Below are 21,426 nucleotides of genomic sequence, written 5' to 3' on the forward strand. Positions count from 1 at the left end.
AGACTACCCGATCCGCTCGGACCTGTAAACGTAAAGCGGCCCGAGACGCCTCAGTTCTGCGCCCAGCGCATCAGGCGCTTCGGCGAGACGCGGCCGTCGTCGAGAATCTGCCCGACCCCCAGGAATACGCCCCGTGAGTCGTCATACAGGCGCACCAGGCCGGCGGTAGGTGCCTTGGGCACCCAGACCGGTTGCCCCTGACCGAGGAAACGGCTGGATTCGGCCCCGAGCCTGACCTCCTGCCAACGGCTCAATGCCGCATCGATCTGCAGCAGACAATCGTCGAGCGCGCGCATCCCGCCCGTTTCCGCGAGCTGGCGGAGTTCATCCAGCGTGTACATGCGAGGGTTGTCGAAGGGACTGACCCCTTCGCGGCGCAGGGCGGTGACGTGAGCGCCGCATCCCAGCGCTTCGCCCAGGTCGTCGATCAGGGTACGCACATAGGTCCCGCTGCTGCAGCGGATATCGAACTCGAGTCGGTCGCCCTCGCGACCGATCAGGTTGAACGCATGCACCACGACGCGTCGGGGTTTCCGCTCCACTTCTTCTCCCTTGCGGGCAAGTTCGTAGAGTCTGCGGCCCTCGTGCTTGAGCGCGGAGTACATCGGAGGAATCTGCTCGATCTCGCCGCGCAGCGGCGACATTGCCGCTTCAAGCTGACTCGCGGTGAATTCCGGCACCGGGCGCGTGGCGATGCAACGGCCCTCGGCATCCGCGGTATCCGTACGCTCGCCGAGCTTTGCGGTGGCGCGATAGTGTTTGTCCGCCTCGAGCAGATAGAACGAGACCTTGGTCGCCTCGCCCAGACAGATGGGCAGCAGACCGGTCGCCAACGGGTCAAGGCTACCGGTGTGGCCTGCCTTGCGCGCATTGAACAGGCGCTTGACTGCCTGGAGCGCCTGATTCGAGCTGAATCCCAGCGGCTTGTCGAGCAGCAGCACGCCGCTGACATCGCGACGCTGACGTTTGATCTGCGCGGGCATCTCAGTCTTCCTGTCCGCGCGCGCGGTCGGAGCGCATCGCCTCCTCGATGAGGGCATCCACTCGGGCACCCTTGAGCTCGCTGTCGTCGAACACGAAGTGGAGTGCGGGCACCACCCGCAGGCGCATGCGTCGTCCCAGCTCGCGGCGCAGGAATCCTGAGGCCCGGCTCAGGGCCTTGCCGCTGGCCGCGGCGACCTGAGCGTCACCGAGCACGGTGAAGTACACCCGTGCATGCGACAGATCCTTGGACACCTCGACGTCGCCGACCGTGACCATGCCCATGCCCGGGTCCTTGATCTCGGTACGCAGCAGATCGGCCAGCTCACGGCGGATCTGCTCGCCGACACGCAGGGTCCTGGAAAATTCGCGCGGCATGCTGTTACAGGCTCCGTTCGACCTCGACCTTCTCGAACACTTCGATCTGGTCGCCTGCGCGCACGTCGTTGTAGTTCTTCACCGCGATACCGCACTCGGTGCCGACGCGCACTTCGTTGACGTCGTCCTTGAAGCGGCGTAGCGATTCGAGCTCGCCCTCGTAGATCACGACGTTGTCGCGCAGCACGCGAATCGGGTTGCCGCGACGCACGACGCCTTCGATGACCAGACAGCCGGCCACCGCACCCATGCGCGAGGAGCGGAACACGTCGCGCACCTGTGCGAGGCCGACGATCTGCTCGCGCAGCTCCGGCGACAGCAGGCCGGAAAGAGCCTGGCGAACGTCGTCTATCGCCTCGTAGATCACGCTGTAGTAGCGCAAATCCACACCCTTCTCCGCACTCAGCCGGCGCGCCGAGGCGTCGGCACGCACGTTGAAGCCGATGATGATGGCTTCTGACGCCAGCGCCAGGTTGACGTCGGACTCCGCGATACCGCCCACGCCGGTGGCAACGATCTTGACCTTGACCTCGTCCGTCGACAGCTTCTGCAGGGCGTCACGCAGCGCCTCGGCACTGCCCTGCACATCGGTCTTGAGCAGCAGGTTGACCGTCTTGGCGGCGCCTTCCTGCAGATTGTTGAACAGGTTGTCGAGCTTGGCAGCCTGCTGGTTTGCCAGCTTGGCTTCACGCAGCTTGGACTGGCGGAACTCAGCGACCTCGCGCGCCTTGCGCTCGTCGGCCACCACCAGGGTGTCGTCGCCTGCATTCGGCGTGCCGGACAGCCCCAGAATCACCACCGGCGTGGATGGACCGGCCGAGGTAATCTCGCGCCCGCTTTCGTCGAGCATCGCACGCACGCGGCCGAACTCCTGGCCGCTGAGCAGGATGTCGCCGCGGTTGAGACGCCCCTTCTGCACCAGCACGGTCGCCACCGGGCCACGTCCCTTGTCCAGGCTGGACTCGATCACCACGCCGGAAGCCGGCCCCTCGAAAGGCGCCTTGAGCTCCAGCACCTCGGCCTGCAGCAGGATGGCCTCGAGCAGCGCGTCGACGCCCTCGCCGGTCTTGGCGGAGACGGGCACGAACTGGGTATCGCCGCCCCACTCCTCGGAAATCACTTCCTGCGCGGACAGTTCGGTGCGCACCCGGTCCAGATCGGCCTCGGGCTTGTCGATCTTGTTCACAGCCACCACCAGCGGCACGCCCGCTGCACGGGCATGCTGGATCGCCTCGATGGTCTGGGGCATCACGCCGTCGTCCGCCGCGACCACCAGCACGACCACGTCGGTCGCCTGTGCGCCGCGCGCACGCATGGCCGTAAAGGCCGCATGGCCCGGTGTATCCAGGAAGGTCACGCTGCCCTTGTCCGTATCGACATGGTAGGCGCCGATGTGCTGCGTGATACCGCCGGCCTCACCTGCCGCGACCTTGGCGCGACGGATGTAGTCGAGCAGCGAAGTCTTGCCGTGGTCGACGTGGCCCATGATCGTAACCACCGGCGGACGCGGTGCCTGCTCGCGCTGATCGTCCTCGATCTGCGCCTCGAGGTTGGTTTCCACGTCGTCGGCGCCGGTGACCTTCGGAATATGTCCGAGTTCTTCGACCACCAGTACCGCGGTGTCCTGATCCAGGGATTGGTTGATGGTGGCCATCACACCCATGCCCATCAACGCCTTGATCACCTCGGACGCCTTCACCGCCATGCGCTGGGCAAGCTCTGCCACTGTGATGATTTCAGGAACGGCCACTTCATGCACGATGGGCGCGGTGGGCTTGGCAAAACCGTGCTTCGCGTTGGCGTCGCTCGCGGCCCCGGCGCGACCCCTGAGCGCAGCAGACTTGCCGCCCTTGCGGCGGCCACGCTTGTCGCTCGCGACATGCAGTTCCTTGCGGCCGCCCTGGTCGTCGCGACCACTGCCGCGTGACTTAGAGGCCTTGGGCTTGGGACGTGCCTTCTCGACCTTGGCTTCTTCCGCCTTGGCGCGCTCCTGTTCGCGGCGCAACTCGGCTTCCTCGGCCTCGCGCTTGGCACGCTCCTCGGCCTCGCGCTTTTCCTCTTCCGCACGTCGCAGTTCTTCCTGCGCTTCCTGCCGCGCTCGATCCTCGGCCAGGCGACCCTCGCCGGCCTGACGGCGTGCCTCATCGAGCCGACGATGCTCTTCTTCGAGTTGCTTGGCAAGCAGTGCCGACTTATTGGTCATTACGTCGGCTTCGACAGAGTCGACCATAGGCTCTGCCACTGCTTGGACCGGCGCCAAGGTCTCATCGCTTTTATCAGGCTCACCAGTGGATGATGGCTCAGATGCACCGCGCATGATGGTGCGCTTCTTGCGCACTTCAACGCTGATGGTCTTGGCACGCCCGCCACCGCCACCGACCTTAAGTTCCGTGGTGCTGCGCCGCTTGAGGGTGATGCGCTGTTTTCCGGAGCCGTTATCGCCACTGCCGTGGGATTGGCGCAGATGCTCAAGCAACTGCATTTTCTGCGAATCGCTCACCTGCTGATCCGGATCCTTTACCGCGATCCCGGCCTCCTTGAGCTGCTCCAACAGGCGCTCAACGGGGGTGCCGACGATTTCGGATAGTTGTTTGACTGTCACCGTGCTCATGTTCGGTCACCTCTTGGCCTTCCAATAGCAATCATTCCTGCGCGCCGGATGCCTCGAACCAGGGCGCACGCGCGGTCATGATCAAGGCGGCTGCTCGCTCCGCGTCCATACCCTGAATATCCAGCAGGTCGTCGACGGCCTGCTCGGCGAGGTCTTCCGCCGTGACGATACCGCGCTTGGCGAGCTCGTTCGCCAGCGCATCGTCCATACCTTCCAGTTCGCGCAGGTCCGCGGCTGGCTCGGCCACGGACTCTTCCGCGGCGATCGCACGCGTCAACAGCGCATCCCGGGCACGCGCCCGCAATTCCTCGACCACGCCCTCGTCGAATTCCTCGATTTCAAGGAGTTCTTCCGGCGGTACGTAGGCCACTTCATCCACAGAAGTAAACCCTTCCTGAACCAGGATCGCGGCGATTTCCTGATCGACGTCCAGCTGGTCCATGAACAGCTGGGCCAGCTCGCGGGTTTCCAGCTCGTTCTTTTCTTCCGCCTGCTGCTCGGACATCACGTTCAATTCCCAGCCGGTCAACTGGCTGGCGAGTTTGACGTTCTGCCCGCCGCGACCGATGGCCTGCGACAACTTTTCCTCGGCTACTGCGAGGTCCATGCTGTGCTTGTCCTCATCCACGACGATCGACAGCACCTCTGCAGGCGACATGGCGTTAATCACGAACTGCGCCGGATTCTCGTCCCACAGGACGATGTCGATGCGTTCGCCGGCAAGTTCGTTGGATACCGACTGCACGCGCGACCCGCGCATGCCGACACAGGCACCTACCGGGTCGAGGCGCTGATCGTTCGATTTGACGGCAATCTTGGCGCGCAGTCCCGGATCACGTGCCGCACCCTTGATCTCGATGACGCCCTGCCCCACCTCCGGTACCTCGAGCTTGAACAGCTCGATGAGGAATTCAGGCGCCGTACGGGTCACGAAAAGCTGTGGGCCGCGAGGTTCGTGGCGGACCTCCTTGAGGTAACCCCGCAAACGTTCCCCGGCACGCACGGTTTCGCGCGGAATCGAATCCTCACGACCGATGAATGCCTCGGCGTTCCCGCCCAGATCCAGATAGATGCCATGACGCTCGCTGCGTTTGACCACACCCATGACCAACTGCCCGACACGATCCTCGAAGGCCTCGACGACTTGTTTGCGCTCGGCCTCGCGCACTTTTTGCACGATCACCTGCTTGGCGATCTGCGCAGCGATACGCCCGAAATCGGCGGCCTCGATGGGCTCCTCGATGTACTCGCCCACCTGAATGTCCGGGTGATCCTGGTGCGCGTAGCTCAGTAGACGCTGGCTTTCCGGAGACTCGAAGACCGGGTCCTCGTCATCCAGCACCAGCCAGCGGCGAAAGCCCTGGTAGTCGCCAGTGCGTCGATCGATGCTCACGCGCACGTCGATTTCGCCGCCGTGTTTCTTACGGGTTGCGGATGCGAGCGCGGCCTCGATGGCTTCGAAGATGATCTCCTTATCCACGGCCTTCTCATTGGAGACCGCGTCGACCACCAGCAGAATCTCTTTGTTCATGCCTACTCTCCCAGACAGGCCGCTCCAGCGGCCACCCAATCCATCAATCGCCGGCGTCCGCCGCGTCGTCACCCTGCGGGTGCGGCGCCGCAGCCATGTCGTAAATCAACCGCGCGCGGTGAACCGCGTTCAGTGGTACCGTTGCCATCTCGCCGGTCTCAAGCTCGATCACAATGGCGTCGTCTGCACAGCTCACCAGTCGCCCCTGCAGGTTCCGGCGACCGTCAACCGGCCAGCGCAGACGCACCTTCAGACGCTCGCCCACATACCGGGTGTACTGCTCCGGCTTGAACAGAACGCGATCGAGGCCTGGCGAGGAAACTTCCAGGCGGTATGCCAAGCTGATCGGATCCTCGACGTCCAGCAGCGCACCGGCCTGTTCGCTGATCAGGGCGCAGTCGTCCAGCGTGACGCCGCCGTCGCGGTCGATGAACAAACGCACATGCGCCTGATCACCGCTCTGCAAATACTCGAGGCCCCACAGCTCGAAACCCAGGCCTGTCACCAGAGGTGCCAGCAAGGTTTCCAGCCGTTCCTGCATCGATTCGCTCATGCGCCATGAACCTTGTGCCTGCCGCAGCAATGCGGCGCGGCGTATGTTTCAGCTAATAAAAAGGCCCCTGACGGGGCCTTTTTATTTATTCCTTGGTAGCGGGGGCAGGATTTGAACCTGCGACCTTCGGGTTATGAGCCCGACGAGCTGCCAGACTGCTCCACCCCGCAACAGAGGCTGCGTATACTACTCAAAGTGCAGTCTATGCGCAACCCATCCCTAGCCTCTGATGACGTCATCGACCGGCACGCAGGTGCTTGCGCAGGTCATAGCGGTAGACAAAGCCGGGCAGCGCGAAAACGATGAACAGCGAAACGGTCACCGTAAAGAATACCCAGCTCTTGTGATAAATCTGGCCGGTCATCTGATGCTCTAGGCCCAATCCGATGGCACCGGTCACGAAGTACATCACCAGCCACTCCAACAGCCTGAATGCTGCGGACTTCGCTGTCTTCGTGGGCAACAGAAAGAAACGGCGCTCGGTCAGCCAAGGCAGATTCGCGGCGATAACGGCCACGATCACGTAGGCCCAAGTGTAGGTTCCGTCACTCACGGTTACAGATTCGCCGCAGCGGCAACACAAATCGACATCAGAACTCCAGGAAATATTCCGAGGACCAACACGGACAGTCCATTGGCACTCATTACGGCTCCGGCAAGCGAACCCGGCGCGACGGGCTCTGAATCAGCCGGTTTGTCGAAGTACATGTACTTGACCACCCGCAGATAATAAAAGGCACCAATGACGGACATGATCACTGCATAGAGGGCCAACCAGGGCTGACCGACCTGTATGACAGACTGCAGCACGACAAGTTTCGCATAGAAACCGACGGTGGGGGGTACCCCGGCCATGGAGAACATGAACAGCAGCATCACGAAAGCCAGCCAGGGACTGCGTTCGTTCAAGCCGCTGAAGTCGGATAGGTTCTCTGCCTCGTAGCCCTTACGACTGAGCAACACGACCATGCCAAAGGCACCGGCAGACATCAGGGCATAGATCAGCACGTAGAACATCGCCGCGGCATAGCCGGCAGCGCTGCCGGTCATGACCCCGAGCATCACGAAGGCCACGTGTGCGATGGTCGAATACGCCAGCATGCGCTTGATGTTGGTCTGCGCGATGGCAATGACGTTGCCGACCGCCAGCGACAGGACCACCATGAGTTCAAGCATGCCACCCCAACTCGCATGCCAGCTCGGCAGTGCCTCTGCAAGCAGACGCAGCAACATCGCGAAGGCGGCGATCTTGGTGACCGAACCGACGTACAGCGTGACCGAACTGGGCGCACCTTCGTAAACGTCGGGCACCCACATATGGAACGGCACGGCACCCAGCTTGAAGGCCAGACCAACCACCACGAAGACAATGGCGAAGGCCACGGCCACCGAGTGATGCGGCTGCTGGATCAACGAGGTCGCGATTTCCGGGATGTCCAGGGTTCCGGTCAACCCGTACAGGATCGACATGCCGTACAGCAGCATGCCGGAAGCCAGCGCACCGAGCACGAAGTACTTCATCGCGGCCTCGGAAGCGCGGCCCGAGTCCCGCTGCAGTGCCACCATCGCATACAACGCGAGCGACATGAGCTCAAGGCCAAGATACACCGTCAGTAGGCTATAGGCCGAGATCAACACCATCATCCCGAGAACGCCACCGAGACCGAGCACGTAATACTCCCCACGGAACAGATCGCGCGACTCCTGGTAGCGCCGGGAGTAAACGAAAACCGCGAACGTGAGCACATACACTGCGGCCTTGAGCAACACGGCCAGGGGGTCAGTGACGAAACTTCCGCCCAGACCGACATGACTGCTGCCGTCGTTCATCGCCAGGGTGAGAACCAGTGTGGCAAGGAGTGTGAATTGCGTCAGCCAGTAGGTCACGCCGCGCTGTTCGTCCTTGAGGAAAACGTCGACCACGAGAATCGTGCAGATCATGCCGAGCATGAACAACTCGGGCACCACCAGGGTGATGTCGGACAGGGGGAAGTGATTCATGATGACAGCGAGCCCCAAACTAGGTTGTTCATGGCGGAATACGGATCGTTACGGCGACCGGGATGCCCGGATGGCGCGGGAGCAGACGATGAGAACATGAGGCGCGCGCTCAAAGCTTGGTCGCCAGCGCCTGCTGCAGCACATGCTGCATCGAGACGTGCATGATATCGAGCAGGGGCGCCGGCCACACACCGATCGCGAGCACGGCGAGCGCCATCAGCACCAGCAGCAGTTTTTCGCGAGGCGTCACGTCAGTCAGCGACGCGACATCCTGGTTGGCCACCGGCCCGAAGACGACCCGCTTGATCATCCACAGGGTGTACGCCGCACCGATGATCAGGGTAAAGGCCGCCAGCAGGGCGATCCAGAAATTGGCATGGAAACTGGCCAGGATCACCATGAATTCGCCAACGAATCCGGACGTTCCCGGGAGGCCGACATTGGCCATGGCAAACAGGACGAAAAACCCCGCGAATACGGGCATCCTGTTCACGACGCCACCATAGGCCGAGATCTCGCGGCTGTGCACACGGTCATAGAGCACGCCGACGCAGAAGAACATGGCCCCGGAGACAAAGCCATGCGAAATCATCTGTACCAGACCGCCTTCCATGCCCAGCAAGGCCGCCCCCGTCTGCGAGGTGTGCGCGACGATCAGATAAATGGAGAAGAATCCCAGGGTGACGAAGCCCATATGGGCGATGGACGAATAGGCAATCAGCTTCTTCATGTCCTGCTGCACCAGCGCCACGAAGCCGATGTAGACCACGGCAACCAGCGACATGAAGATCAGAATCCCGCTCATCGCCTGGCTGGCATCGGGCAGGATCGGCAGCGAGAAACGCAGGAAACCGTAGGCCCCGACCTTGAGCATGATGGCCGCGAGGATGATAGACCCGCCGGTGGGCGCCTCGACATGGGCATCCGGCAGCCAGGTATGCACCGGCCACATCGGTATCTTGACCGCGAACGCGCCCATGAAGGCAAGGAAGATCAGTATCTGCGCCGTCATGCCCAGATGCATCTGTTGCAGATCGGCAATGCTGAAGCTGCCTGTGCGGGTATACATGTAGATCAGCGCGATGAGCATCGGCACCGAGCCAAGGAAGGTATACAGGAAGAACTTGATCGTGGCATACACCCGCCGTGGGCCACCCCACACGCCGATCACCAGAAACATCGGAATCAGCATACCTTCGAAGAAGACGTAGAACAGCACCGAGTCGAGCGCGGCGAAAACGCCATTCATCAGGCCTTCTAGCACCAGAAATGCGGCCATGTACTGCGCCACATGGCGGTTGATCACCTCCCAGCCGGCGATGATCACGATCACGGTCATGAAGGTGGTCAGCACGATGAGCGGTGCGGAGATGCCGTCGACACCCAGGTGGTAGTTGATATTCAGCGGCTGGATCCAGGGATGGAATTCAACGAACTGCATGCTGGCCGTATGCACGTTGAAATCGGTCAGCAGCGGGATACTGACGGCGAACACGATGATCGAGAAAATCAGTGCCAAACGACGCGTTAATTGCGGCGAACTGGCCGATGTGGCCATGAGCACAGCACCGCCGAGTATCGGCAGCCAGATCACCAGGCTAAGCAGCGGCCAATGCGTAAGCATGCGAGTCCCTTAAATCCTTTTTTCGTTATCGACGCGTAGCTACGCGACTAAAGGAAAACAAACCAGCTCAGCAACACCAGTAATCCAATAATCATGGCGAAGCTGTAGTGGTACAAATATCCGGTCTGAATATGCCGCACGCGTGCGGACGTCCAGCCGATCACCTTGGCCGCGCCATTGACGACCAGGCCATCGATGACGAAGGCATCGCCGACTCGCCAAAGCAGACGCCCGACGACCCGGCCGCCGCCGGCGAAGACCTTGTCGTTGAAGGTATCGAAACCGTACTTTTCGTCAAGCACGCGCCAGATGGCGTGTGCCCTCTCCTTGATTACGGCGGCCAGATCGGGACGGTAGAGATAAATGAATGCGGTAATGCCGACACCGAGCATCGACAGGGCGAAAGGCGCGGTAAACAGACCGTGCACGATCATTGCCAGCGCACCGTGGTAATGACGGCCCAGCTCGGCGAGCACGTTGTGTGCCGGAAGCACCTCGATCGTTTGCCTGAAATAATCGCCGAACAGTATCGGATGGATGAAATAGCCTGCACCGAATGCCGGTATGGCCAACAGGATCAGCGGGATCGTGACCACCTTGGGCGATTCGCGAAGATGCGCGCGGGTATGCTCGTCCATCCGCTCCTGACCGTGGAAAACCAGGAAAAACGAACGGAAGGTGTAAAGCGCCGTGACGAGCACGCCGAGCAGCAGCAGCCAGTAGGCGAGCGTGGCGCCCGGCAGGTGGGCCTCGTGTACGGCTTCGATGATCGTGTCCTTCGAGAAGAATCCCGAAAAACCCGGGAATCCGATCAGCGCCAGTGAGCCAATCAGCGAGGTCACGTAGGTAATCGGCATGTAGCGTCGCAGACCACCCATCTTGCGGATGTCCTGCTCATGATGCATGGCCATGATGACCGAGCCGGCAGCAAGGAACAGCAGTGACTTGAAGAAGGCATGCGTCACCAGATGGAACATGCCTGCGGCATAGGCGGAGGCGCCGAGCGCGGCCGTCATATAGCCGAGCTGGGACAGCGTCGAATAGGCGATGACGCGCTTGATGTCGTTCTGCACGATGCCGATCAGGCCCATGAAAAACGCGGTCAGCGAACCGATGACCAGAACGACACTCAAGGCAGTGGTGCTGAGTTCATAGATCGGCGACATGCGGCTGACCATGAAGATGCCTGCGGTCACCATCGTCGCGGCGTGGATCAGCGCGGAGATCGGGGTCGGACCCTCCATGGAGTCAGGCAGCCAGACGTGCAACGGTACCTGCGCGGACTTGCCCATGGCGCCGATGAACAGCAGGATGGCAATCACTGTGGGCACCGACCAGGGATCGCCGGGCAGGATCGACATCGTCTGGTGCACCAGCGACGGGGCCTGGGCGAACACCTCGCGGTAATTCAGGCTGCCCGTATACATGTACACGGCAGCAATCCCGAGCAAAAAGCCGAAGTCTCCAACGCGGTTGACCAGGAACGCCTTCAGGTTCGCGTAGATCGCCGATTCCCTGAAGGTGTAGAAGCCGATAAGCAGGTAGGAAACCAGACCCACGGCCTCCCAGCCGAAGAAAAGCTGCAGGAAGTTGTTCGCCATGACCAGCATGAGCATGGCAAACGTAAACAACGAGATGTAGCTGAAGAAACGCTGGTAGGTGGTTTCCCGCGGATGGCTGTCCTCGGGCCACAACTCTTCGTCATGTCCCATGTAGCCGATCGTATAGATGTGCACCATCAGCGAAACAAAGGTCACCACGACCATCATCAAGACGCTCAGGCGATCGATCAGAAAGCCGATGGAGAAATGGTATCCGCCCGCTGACATCCAGGTGTAGACGTCACCGTCGAAGGCAGGAGCACCGTCGAAAACAAGACGCTTGAACACCCACAGCGACAACACGAAGGCCAGCGCCACGCTGCCTGTCGTCACCGTGTGTGAGGCTGTGCGGCCGATCGCGCGGCCGAACAGACCTGCGATCACGGCACCGATCAGCGGGGCAAGCGGAATGGCAAGGTACACGGCTTCCATCAACTACCCCTTCATATCGTCCAGATCACTGACGTTGATCGTGCGGCGGTTACGGAACAAAACGACCAGAATGGCGAGACCGATTGCCGCTTCGGCTGCAGCCACGGTCAAAATGAAGAACACGAATACCTGTCCGGCGACGTTTTGCTGAAAATGCGAGAAGGCGATGAAATTCGTATTCACCGCGAGCAACATCAGTTCGACGCACATGAGCAGGACGATGACGTTTTTGCGGTTAATGAAAATCCCCGCAACAGCCAGCGAAAACAGAATCGCTCCGACGACCAGATAGTTCGATAGTGTGGGCATGGTTTCTCCAGTGAACGCTAGCGTCTCAGCGCACAGGTGGCTTGCACGCGTTGGACGGCGCTCATTGTTTCTTCTCGGCAGGCATGTCCACCATTCTGACGCGCTCGTTCCGATTGACATTGATCTGCCGCTCGGGACGTTGGTACTTGGTGTCGACGCGACGACGGAAAGTCAGGGCGATCGCAGAAATGATCGCGATCAGCAGAATGACGGCGGCCAGTTCGAAGGGATATGCGTAATGGGTGTATAGAACTTCGCCCAAGGCGACGGTGTTAGCCACTTTGGGACCATGCGATATGGCACTGTGTACCTGGAAATTGTGCGCCCCGACGACCAGCCCCATTTCCACGACCATGACCAACGCCACGACCACACCCAAAGGCAGGAATCGCGTAAACCCTTCGCGCATGCGCGCCACATTGATGTCCAGCATCATGACGACGAACAGGAACAGCACCATGACCGCCCCCACGTAAACCAACACGAGGACGATGCCGAGAAATTCAGCCTGCATCGTGATCCACAGCGCCGCGGTGTTGAAAAATGCGAAGACCAGAAACAACACCGCATGCACCGGGTTGCGCGACACGATCATGCCCAGCGCAGACAGGATCGTCAGTGCCGAAAAGAAGTAAAAGACGAATTGCAGGAACGTCATGGGCTGCATCTATCCTTATCGATACGGCGCATCGGCTGCGCGGTCGGCTGCGATCTCAGCCTCGTACTTGTCGCCCATGGCCAGGAGCTTTTCCTTGGTCATGATCTGCTCCCCACGGTCTTCGAAGTGATACTCGAAAACCCGGGTCTCCACGATCGAATCCACTGGGCAGGATTCCTCGCAGAAACCGCAGTAGATGCACTTGAACAGATCGATGTCGTAGCGCGTCGTTCGCCGAGTGCCGTCCTCGCGTTCATCCGATTCGATGGTGATTGCCAGCGCCGGGCATACGGCTTCGCAGAGTTTGCAGGCGATGCAACGCTCCTCACCATTGGGGTATCGGCGCAAGGCATGCAGCCCACGGAAACGGAACGATTGAGGAGTCTTCTCTTCCGGGTACTGCACCGTGACCTTGCGCGCAAAGAGGTAGCGCCCGGTCAGCTGCAGGCCACGCAAGAGCTCAATCAGCAGGTAACTTTTGAAAAAAGACTTCAGGATTCGCATGTTATGCCCCTCTCGCGAACCACGGCGACAGATGCAACGCAACGGCAACACCTTCGACGCCGATCCACACCAGGGTCACCGGAATCAGCACCTTCCAGCCCAGGCGCATGATCTGGTCGTAGCGATAGCGGGGGAACGTCGCACGAAACCAGAGAAACAAAAACATGAAGAATGCGGTCTTGATGAGCAGCCACTGGATACCATTGCCCAGCAGAACACCGATGTAAGGCAGGTGAGACCCCCAGCTACCGAATGGCGACAACCAGCCACCAAAAAACAGCACTGCCGTAAGCGCCGACACCAAAATCATGTTGGCGTATTCCGCGAGGAAGAAAATGGCGAAAGCCATGCCCGAATATTCGACATGGAAACCGGCAACGATTTCCGACTCGCCTTCAGCCACATCGAATGGTGCGCGGTTGGTTTCCGCCACTCCTGAAATCAGGTAGACCATGAGCAGAGGGAGCAAGGGCAGCCAGTACCAGTGCAGAACCCCTCCGGACTGCGCAGTAACGATATCTCCCAGATTGAGGCTGCCGCTGGCCATCAGCACGCCGACGAGCGCGAAACCCATGGCGATTTCGTAAGCCACGATCTGCGCAGCCGAACGTAGTGCGCCAAGTAGCGCGTACTTCGAATTGGAGGCCCATCCTGCCAGAACGATCCCGTAAACACCGATGGAGGTGATCGCAAGTATGTACAGCAGGCCCGCGTTCACGTCGGCAAGGACCATGCCGTCGCCGAAGGGTATGACAGCCCAGGCAGCCAGTGCCGGGGCAATAGCCAGCAACGGAGCCACGAAGAACAGAAAGCGATTCGCCTGGGTGGGAACGATCACCTCTTTCATCATCAGTTTGAGGGCATCGGCAATGGGTTGCAGCGCCCCGCGAGGACCCACGCGATTCGGCCCGATGCGCACCTGGATGTAACCGATCACCTTGCGTTCGGCGAGGGTGAAATAGGCCACACTGATCAACAGTGGAACAACGATGGCCACGATCTTGAGCAATATCACGATCAAGACTTGCAGATCGGCAGGAACCGCGGACCAGATTCCGTACAACGCGTTCATCTGGTCTCTCCCTCGATCGGCGACACCGTCACAGCACCATGGACGCAACCCAGCGAAGCAGCCTCGGGCGTACCTATCGGCAACCAAAGCACACCCTCGGGAAGACCGTCATCGAGTACCAGATCGAACTCACCCTGAGTTTCGCCCTGGCTTACGCAGATGCGATGTACGTCCTCGAGTTGTAGACGCGATGCATCCAACGGGTGAATCGCTGCAGCACGAGCTGCCTGCGCATCGGGCGTTTCCTGCAACGCATCGCTCCTGCGCACGACCGCATCGACGAAGTAAGGCGACACCTCGCCTGTACGCATCAGTTCACCCTCACCGGGATCCGTGAGCACCGCCTTGATGTCAGTCCGCCCTACACCGAGTTGCAACGAGCTGTCGAAGGGTTTGGTCGTATCGAGTGCGCTCTTGACCTCTTCCCGAACCTCCTCCGACGACATATGTTCGAATCCGCTTAGATCCAACATATTGCCGAGTACACGAAGAACACGCCAAGCCGGACGCGTCTCGCCCGGTGCGGCCAACGCAGCATTGAAACTCTGCCAGCGTCCTTCTGCATTGACGAACGTTCCAGAGGTTTCGGCATACGCGCTCACAGGAAGGATGACGTCTGCATATTCGCGCGCGGCAGCCCCGGCAAACGGGGACATGACGACAACAAATTCAGCGGTCGCAAGGGCCTGCGTAGCCACATCACCGCAGGCAGCATCCCGTTCTGGCTCCACACCGCACAGTACGTAGGCCTTGCGTGGTGAAGCCAACATTGCATGCGCACCCAGCCCGGAATCCACCGGGTGTCCACCCGCACCGCGATGCGGTACGGCACCCGCCAGCCACATACCGGCCGCATTGGCGCCATCGGGCAGATAGCCGAAACGAGCGTCAGTGCGCGCGGCGATCTCCACGGACAGTACCCGCAGAAGTGTGTAGTCGGGATGGCTGAATGCGACATGACCCAGCAGAATCGTGGGTAACTTGGCATGCGTCAAATGGTGCGCAATGGCCTGGGCCTGCGCCCCGGCCACGCCTCCGTTCACCCATGCCGGAGATTCTTCGCCCTGAATCTCGCAGACCGCCACCAGAATCTCGGTCAACACTTCAACCATACGTTGAGGAGCGACGATGGCGCGTTCCGCCAAAGGGAAATTGAACTCATAAGCGCGGACGTTGACATCCATGATGCGCGCGCCATGCATACCGGCCTTGCGCACGCGGTGGCCGATCAGTGGTTGTTGCTTACGCGCGTTGCTGCCAACGAGCAACAGCGCATCCGATTTTTCCAGTGATTCGAGACTCTGACCTAGCCAAGGGAACAGTGGGTCGCTCTGGTCTCCGCGCGTATCGATCTGCCGCAGCCGATGGTCAACGTTGTCGCAACCCAGCTGGCGCAGCATTTTTTGCAGGAGATATGCTTCTTCAAGAGTCGCATTGGGTGAGACCAGCCCACCGACATTCTCACCGGCATAACGCTGCAACCCCTCAGCAGCCACCTTCAGCGCCTCATTCCAATCGGCGTCGAACCAGCGACCATTTCGTTTGATCTGAGGGGTCGTAACGCGGTCCTGTGCATATAAAGCCGTGTAGCTGAAGCGATCGCGATCAGATAGCCAGGTTTCATTCACGGCTTCATTGTCACGCGGCACGACACGCACAACCTTGCCACGCAGCGTATGGAAGTACAGGTTGGAGCCCACACAATCGTGTGGCCCGATGCCTGGATGCTGGAGCATTTCCCAGGCGCGACCGTCGAAACGAGACGGTTTGGCGGTCAGCGCGCCCACTGGACACAAGTCGATGATGTTGCCGGACAGCTCGGATCCCAGCGTATGCTCCACATAGGTACCGATACGCATGTTCTCGCCGCGCCCGGTAGCGCCCAGCTCCGGCAAACCGGCGATCTCCGCACTGAAGCGCACGCACCGCGTGCAGTGGATGCAGCGCGTCATTTCCGTGGCCACGAGCGAACCGATATCCTTGTCGCCCACTACCCGCTTGTTTTCGGTATATCGCGACACGCTCTCGCCAAAGCCCATCGCCACGTCCTGCAACTCACACTCGCCACCCTGGTCGCAGATCGGACAATCCAGGGGATGGTTGATCAACAGGAATTCCATCGTTCCCTTCTGCGCCGCCAGTGCCAGAGGAGAGCGCGTGTTGACGCGCATGCCTTCCTGCACTGGAGTCGCACAGGCTGGCAGTGGCTTGGCCGCCTTTTCCACCTCGACCAGGCACATACGGCAATTGGCCGCGACCGACAGTTTCTTGTGGTAGCAGAAACGTGGTACGTCGATGCCGCACTCGTCGGTCACCTCGATCAGCATCGCGCCTCTGCGCGCGCGATACGGCGTGCCGTCGATCTCGATGGTAATCAGATTGTCTTCGCTCATAGATATTCGCTCGCCGCGCGCCAGCTTAGGCTGCCCAGTCGGAAGGCGGAACATCGATCATGCTGCGACCATGCTCGACGTAGTACACGAACTCTTCTCGAAAATGCTGGATGAAGCTTCTCACCGGCATAGCCGCCGCATCGCCCAGCGCACAAATGGTGCGTCCTTCGATCTTGCTGGCGACATCATCGAGACGCTCAATATCCTCCATGCGCCCGCGCCCTTCCACGATGCGGGTCAACATCCGGTACAACCAGCCGGTGCCCTCACGGCACGGCGTGCACTGTCCGCACGATTCCTTGAAATAGAATCGAGAGACACGCTGCAGCACCTTCACCATGTCGGAGGTCTCATCGAGCACCATGACCGCACCTGACCCGAGCATTGAGCCCGCCTTGCCGACCGACTCGTAATCCATCGTAGCCTGCAGCATGACGTCGCCAGGAACGACCGGAGTGGACGAACCGCCGGGAATCACGGCCTTGAGCTTACGTCCCTTAAGCACGCCGCCGGCCATTTCCAGCAAATCCTTGAACGGAAGGCCCATAGGCACCTCGTAATTACCGGGCTTATTGATGTGCCCGGAAACTGCGAAAATCTTTTCACCGCCAGATTTTTCGGTACCCAAATCCGCAAACCAGCGCCCTCCCTTGCGCATGATCACGGGGACGGAGGACAAGGTTTCGGTGTTGTTGATCGTGGTTGGGCGGCCATATAACCCAAAATTCGCGGGGAACGGCGGCTTGAAACGAGGCTGGCCTTTTTTACCCTCTAGCGATTCCAACAGAGCCGTTTCCTCACCGCAAATATAGGCACCGGCACCGAGACTCGGATATAGATCGAAATCGACGCCGGACCCCAGGATGTTTTTGCCCAGCAGCCCCGCGGCGTAGGCTTCCTCAACTGCCTGCGCAAAACGCTGGTAGGGTTCGTCCATGAACTCGCCACGCATGTAGTTGTAACCCACAGTCGCACCGATCGAGTAACCCGCAATCGCCATACCTTCAACCAACGCGTGCGGATTGAAGCGCAGGATGTCTCTGTCCTTGCAAGTGCCCGGCTCGGATTCGTCAGAATTACACACGATGTATTTCTGACCGGGGGCCTGGCGCGGCATGAAACTCCACTTCAAACCAGTCGGGAACCCCGCACCGCCTCGTCCGCGGAGGTTGGAGACCTTCACTTCTTCGATGATCTCGTCGCGCGGCGTACGTTCGTTGAGGATGCGCCGCCATGCGGAATAACCTTCCACAGAAAGATAGGTTTCCATGCTCCAGGGCGTTTCGTGGCCGAGAGTGATGAAGCACACCTGATTCGTCATGTCAGCTCACTCCAGTCCGTCCAGAATCTCATCGACCTTCTGGGGTGTGAGATTCTCGTAGTAGACATGGTCCACCTGCATCATGGGCGCTCCACAACACGCTGCCAGACACTCTTCTTCGCGCTTGAGAAAGAAACGTCCATCTGGCGTGCTCTCACCCACCTTGATGCCAAGCTTGCGTTCGATGTAGTCCAACACCGCTTCGCCGTCGCGCAACATGCAGGATACGTTGAGGCATACCGCAATCGTGTGCCTGCCTACCGGCTTCAGATTGAACATCGAATAAAAACTGGCGACCTCGTAAACCGCAATCCGGGGCATACCAATGTAATCAGCAACGGCGTCCATGACCTCTGTACTCAACCAGCCGTGTTCATGTTGCACAGCGCGTAAAGCGGCAAGCACGGCGGATTGACGCTGTTCAGCAGGGTAACGTGCCAGCCAGTGATCGATTTCCTCGCGAACATGTGCAGACAGCAATTCCTGCCCTTCAGGGATACTTTCGGAAATCATCGATCCACCTCCCCGAAAACGATGTCCTGGGTGCCGATGATCGCAACAACGTCGGCCAACATATGCCCCCGAGACATCTCGTCCAGTGCGGCCAGGTGTGCAAAACCAGGCGCGCGCACCTTGAGTCGGTAGGGTTTATTGGCGCCATCGGATACGAGATACACGCCGAACTCGCCCTTGGGATGCTCTACCGCCGCATAGGCTTCGCCTTCCGGCAGGGTAAATCCCTCGGTAAACAATTTAAAATGATGAATCAAGGCCTCCATATCCGCCTTCATTTCCTCACGACGCGGAGGCGCGATCTTATGATCCTCGAGCATGACAGGGCCGGGGTTCTTTTTCAGCCAGTCGACGCACTGTCGAATAATTCTGTTTGCCTGGCGCATCTCCTCGACACGGACCAAATAGCGATCGTAACAATCACCTTTAACCCCAACCGGAATACTGAAATCAAGTTGATCGTAAACTTCGTAGGGTTGTTTTTTACGCAAATCCCACTCAACACCGGAGCCTCTCAGCATCGGGCCGGTGAAACCGAGCTGAAACGCCCGTTCGGGACTGACGATGCCGATATCGACCGTTCTCTGTTTCCAGATGCGGTTATCAGTGAGCAGGGTTTCGTACTCGTCAACACATCCCGGGAACCGTTCTGTGAAGGCCTCGATGAAATCAAGCAAAGAACCGCTTCTTTCCTCGTTCAGTCGTGATATTTCCCGCTCATCGTGCCAGCGCGAGGGTTTGTAGCGTGGCATGCTGTCCGGAAGATCACGATAAACGCCACCCGGTCGGTAATAGGTGGCATGCAAACGCGCCCCTGAAACAGCCTCATAGCAGTCCATGAGATCTTCGCGCTCACGGAAGGCGTAAAGGAAAACCGTCATTGCGCCGATATCCAACGCATGCGCCCCCAACCACAACAGGTGGTTCAGAATGCGTGTAATCTCGTCGAACATCACCCGTATGTATTGCGCACGCAGAGGCGGTTCGATCGCCAGCATCTTTTCGATCGCGAGCACATACCCATGTTCGTTGCACATCATCGAAACATAATCGAGGCGATCCATATAACCGATGCTCTGGTTATACGGCTTGCTTTCTGCAAGTTTTTCAGTGCCGCGATGCAATAACCCGATATGCGGGTCTGCCCGCTCGATGACCTCTCCATCCATTTCAAGAACAAGGCGGAGAACGCCATGAGCGGATGGGTGTTGCGGCCCAAAATTAAGCGTGTAGTTCCTGATTTCAGGCATCTTGATCGCCCTCGCCGGCATAGCGGTTATCTCGCCTGATCACTTTGGGCACGAGTACTCGCGGCTCGATGCTTACCGGCTCATAAATAACGCGCATTTGTTCCGGGTCGTAGCGCATTTCAACGTGACCGATCAACGGAAAGTCCTTGCGGAAAGGATGACCGACGAAACCATAATCGGTCAGCAGACGTCGCAGGTCTGGATGGCCGTCGAACATGATGCCGAAAAGATCGAACGCTTCACGCTCATACCAATTCGCAACAGTCCAGATGCCAGCGACGCTCGGCACTCGCGGGAACTCGTCGTCTCTGCAGAAAACTTTCAACCTCAGACGCTGGTTGTTCGTCACCGACAGTAAGTGATAGACAACGGCAAATCTTGCCCCTTTGTTACCAGGTACTGTTGGCGCGTCATGGAAAGAAAAAAATGCTGACGTAGCTGGGTTAACACCTCGGCCAAATCCTTCTGTAGTCGCCGATTGCGTTGACCATTCGTCAACGCCGAAATGCAAATAATCCACGCCACACAGATCTATCAACTGCGCAAAATGAAACTCCGCGGTATCGCGTAGTTTCAATGCAACTTCGATCAAGTCATCAGGCACCACTGTCAGCGTCAATTCTCCGCAGTTTTCTACAAGCTGCGAGACCTTCGAGCCGAAAGAATCGTGTAGCGTCTGATGCAAGGTGGCTTGGGATATAGTCATGGTCATGTCACGCAGGCCGCGCAGTATCAGCGCGCGATGGTATCGGTTCGTCTGATTTTGTTCTGCAGCTGGATAATGCCGTAAAGCAAAGCCTCAGCTGTTGGCGGGCAGCCCGGCACATAGATATCCACTGGAACAATGCGATCGCAACCACGCACTACCGAATATGAATAGTGATAATAACCACCACCATTTGCGCATGATCCCATCGAGATGACCCAGCGGGGCTCGGCCATCTGGTCATATACCTTACGCAGAGCGGGAGCCATTTTGTTGACCAGGGTACCGGCCACAATCATGACGTCAGATTGACGAGGGCTCGGGCGGAAGATGACGCCGAATCGATCGAGGTCATATCGAGCGGCTCCCGCGTGCATCATCTCGACAGCACAGCATGCCAGGCCGAAAGTCATGGGCCAGAGAGAACCAGTACGCGCCCAATTAATGAGCTTGTCTGCGCTCGTCGTGACCCACCCTTTTTCAAGGACACCTTCTATTCCCATTCCAGGGCTCCCTTTTTCCACTCGTAGATGAAACCGACGATCAGCACGCCCAGGAATAGCCCCATTGCGAGCAACCCGAACAAGCCTATCCGATCGAGTACCACGGCCCAAGGGAACAGAAAAGCGATCTCCAAGTCGAAGATGATGAAAAGGATAGCGACGAGGTAATAGCGCACGTCGAATTTCATGCGCGAGTCCTCAAAAGCCTCGAATCCACACTCGTAGGGTGAATCCTTGGCCGCATCGGGCCGACGAGGCCCCAGGAGGACGCCTAATGCCATTGGCGCAGCGCCGACTACAAGGCCGACGACAATAAAGACCAAGATGGGGAGGTAACTCTCCAACATAAAAACCGCCTCGCTCCTGCTGCGATCGCCTTTCACTTTCAATGCGCCCACGCGCATATCAACCGACGATCAGGTCAGTACTCCTCCAAAGACACCACCCTTCTCAAGCGGCGCCCACCGGAGTCTATGTCAGCGATT

At 59.3% G+C, this 21,426-nt stretch carries 20 protein-coding genes and 1 tRNA gene; all 21 read right to left on the reverse strand.

Going from position 1 to position 21,426, the window contains the following annotated elements:
- Nucleotides 1-50 precede the first annotated feature (50 nt).
- Entirely contained in the window at nucleotides 51-983 is a 933-nt protein-coding gene (gene truB, locus BJI67_RS09725; RefSeq protein ID WP_070072859.1) for a tRNA pseudouridine(55) synthase TruB, read from the reverse strand.
- Between the two features lies 1 nt (nucleotide 984).
- Nucleotides 985-1,359: a 30S ribosome-binding factor RbfA gene (gene rbfA, locus BJI67_RS09730; RefSeq protein WP_070072860.1), complete on the reverse strand. Its 375-nt coding sequence runs from the start codon at nucleotides 1,357-1,359 to the stop codon at nucleotides 985-987.
- Between the two features lie 4 nt (nucleotides 1,360-1,363).
- On the reverse strand, nucleotides 1,364-3,970 hold the full coding sequence (gene infB, locus BJI67_RS09735; protein ID WP_070072861.1) for a translation initiation factor IF-2: 2,607 nt from the start codon (nucleotides 3,968-3,970) through the stop codon (nucleotides 1,364-1,366).
- A gap of 31 nt (nucleotides 3,971-4,001) precedes the next feature.
- Nucleotides 4,002-5,501 (reverse strand): transcription termination factor NusA, encoded by a 1,500-nt coding sequence (gene nusA, locus BJI67_RS09740; protein ID WP_070072862.1) that lies wholly within the window; start codon nucleotides 5,499-5,501, stop codon nucleotides 4,002-4,004.
- A 43-nt stretch (nucleotides 5,502-5,544) separates the two neighbouring features.
- A complete protein-coding gene (gene rimP / locus BJI67_RS09745; protein WP_070072863.1) occupies nucleotides 5,545-6,054 on the reverse strand; it encodes a ribosome maturation factor RimP in 510 nt (169 codons plus the stop codon).
- Between the two features lie 93 nt (nucleotides 6,055-6,147).
- A tRNA-Met gene (locus BJI67_RS09750) sits at nucleotides 6,148-6,224 on the reverse strand.
- Between the two features lie 65 nt (nucleotides 6,225-6,289).
- Complete coding sequence (locus BJI67_RS09755; RefSeq protein WP_070072864.1) at nucleotides 6,290-6,607, reverse strand: DUF2818 family protein; 318 nt, start codon at nucleotides 6,605-6,607, stop codon at nucleotides 6,290-6,292.
- Nucleotides 6,608-6,609: 2 nt separating this feature from the next.
- Nucleotides 6,610-8,055, reverse strand: coding sequence for an NADH-quinone oxidoreductase subunit NuoN (gene nuoN / locus BJI67_RS09760; protein WP_070072865.1), 1,446 nt, complete (start codon nucleotides 8,053-8,055; stop codon nucleotides 6,610-6,612).
- A gap of 109 nt (nucleotides 8,056-8,164) precedes the next feature.
- Nucleotides 8,165-9,679, reverse strand: coding sequence for an NADH-quinone oxidoreductase subunit M (locus tag BJI67_RS09765; protein ID WP_070072866.1), 1,515 nt, complete (start codon nucleotides 9,677-9,679; stop codon nucleotides 8,165-8,167).
- A 47-nt stretch (nucleotides 9,680-9,726) separates the two neighbouring features.
- Nucleotides 9,727-11,712, reverse strand: coding sequence for an NADH-quinone oxidoreductase subunit L (gene nuoL, locus BJI67_RS09770; protein ID WP_070072867.1), 1,986 nt, complete (start codon nucleotides 11,710-11,712; stop codon nucleotides 9,727-9,729).
- Nucleotides 11,713-11,715: 3 nt separating this feature from the next.
- The gene (gene nuoK, locus BJI67_RS09775; protein WP_070072868.1) at nucleotides 11,716-12,021 is read right to left on the reverse strand and encodes an NADH-quinone oxidoreductase subunit NuoK; all 306 of its coding nucleotides are present in this window, start codon (nucleotides 12,019-12,021) and stop codon (nucleotides 11,716-11,718) included.
- Between the two features lie 61 nt (nucleotides 12,022-12,082).
- Nucleotides 12,083-12,679 carry an NADH-quinone oxidoreductase subunit J gene (locus BJI67_RS09780; protein WP_070074073.1) on the reverse strand — a complete coding sequence of 199 codons (597 nt, stop codon included), beginning with the start codon at nucleotides 12,677-12,679 and terminating at the stop codon, nucleotides 12,083-12,085.
- Between the two features lie 15 nt (nucleotides 12,680-12,694).
- Nucleotides 12,695-13,183 (reverse strand): NADH-quinone oxidoreductase subunit NuoI, encoded by a 489-nt coding sequence (nuoI, locus tag BJI67_RS09785; protein ID WP_070072869.1) that lies wholly within the window; start codon nucleotides 13,181-13,183, stop codon nucleotides 12,695-12,697.
- A gap of 1 nt (nucleotide 13,184) precedes the next feature.
- A complete protein-coding gene (gene nuoH / locus BJI67_RS09790) occupies nucleotides 13,185-14,255 on the reverse strand; it encodes an NADH-quinone oxidoreductase subunit NuoH (RefSeq protein ID WP_070072870.1) in 1,071 nt (356 codons plus the stop codon).
- Nucleotides 14,252-16,648 carry an NADH-quinone oxidoreductase subunit NuoG gene (gene nuoG, locus BJI67_RS09795; protein ID WP_070072871.1) on the reverse strand — a complete coding sequence of 799 codons (2,397 nt, stop codon included), beginning with the start codon at nucleotides 16,646-16,648 and terminating at the stop codon, nucleotides 14,252-14,254. The genes nuoH and nuoG overlap by 4 nt, the downstream gene beginning before the upstream one ends.
- Before the next feature lie 25 nt (nucleotides 16,649-16,673).
- Nucleotides 16,674-17,969: an NADH-quinone oxidoreductase subunit NuoF gene (gene nuoF / locus BJI67_RS09800; protein ID WP_070072872.1), complete on the reverse strand. Its 1,296-nt coding sequence runs from the start codon at nucleotides 17,967-17,969 to the stop codon at nucleotides 16,674-16,676.
- Between the two features lie 6 nt (nucleotides 17,970-17,975).
- Nucleotides 17,976-18,482, reverse strand: a complete 507-nt coding sequence (locus BJI67_RS09805) for an NADH-quinone oxidoreductase subunit NuoE family protein (RefSeq protein WP_070072873.1) — start codon at nucleotides 18,480-18,482, stop codon at nucleotides 17,976-17,978.
- Nucleotides 18,479-19,732, reverse strand: a complete 1,254-nt coding sequence (locus BJI67_RS09810; protein WP_070074074.1) for an NADH-quinone oxidoreductase subunit D — start codon at nucleotides 19,730-19,732, stop codon at nucleotides 18,479-18,481. Before BJI67_RS09810 ends, BJI67_RS09805 begins: the two co-directional genes overlap by 4 nt.
- Nucleotides 19,725-20,438, reverse strand: a complete 714-nt coding sequence (locus tag BJI67_RS09815; protein WP_070074075.1) for an NADH-quinone oxidoreductase subunit C — start codon at nucleotides 20,436-20,438, stop codon at nucleotides 19,725-19,727. Before BJI67_RS09815 ends, BJI67_RS09810 begins: the two co-directional genes overlap by 8 nt.
- A gap of 26 nt (nucleotides 20,439-20,464) precedes the next feature.
- The gene (locus BJI67_RS09820) at nucleotides 20,465-20,941 is read right to left on the reverse strand and encodes a NuoB/complex I 20 kDa subunit family protein (RefSeq protein WP_070072874.1); all 477 of its coding nucleotides are present in this window, start codon (nucleotides 20,939-20,941) and stop codon (nucleotides 20,465-20,467) included.
- A complete protein-coding gene (locus BJI67_RS09825; RefSeq protein ID WP_070074076.1) occupies nucleotides 20,932-21,288 on the reverse strand; it encodes an NADH-quinone oxidoreductase subunit A in 357 nt (118 codons plus the stop codon). Before BJI67_RS09825 ends, BJI67_RS09820 begins: the two co-directional genes overlap by 10 nt.
- Between the last annotated feature and the right edge of the window lie 138 nt (nucleotides 21,289-21,426).

It is taken from the genome of Acidihalobacter aeolianus, assembly GCF_001753165.1.
Lineage (GTDB): Bacteria > Pseudomonadota > Gammaproteobacteria > DSM-5130 > Acidihalobacteraceae > Acidihalobacter > Acidihalobacter aeolianus.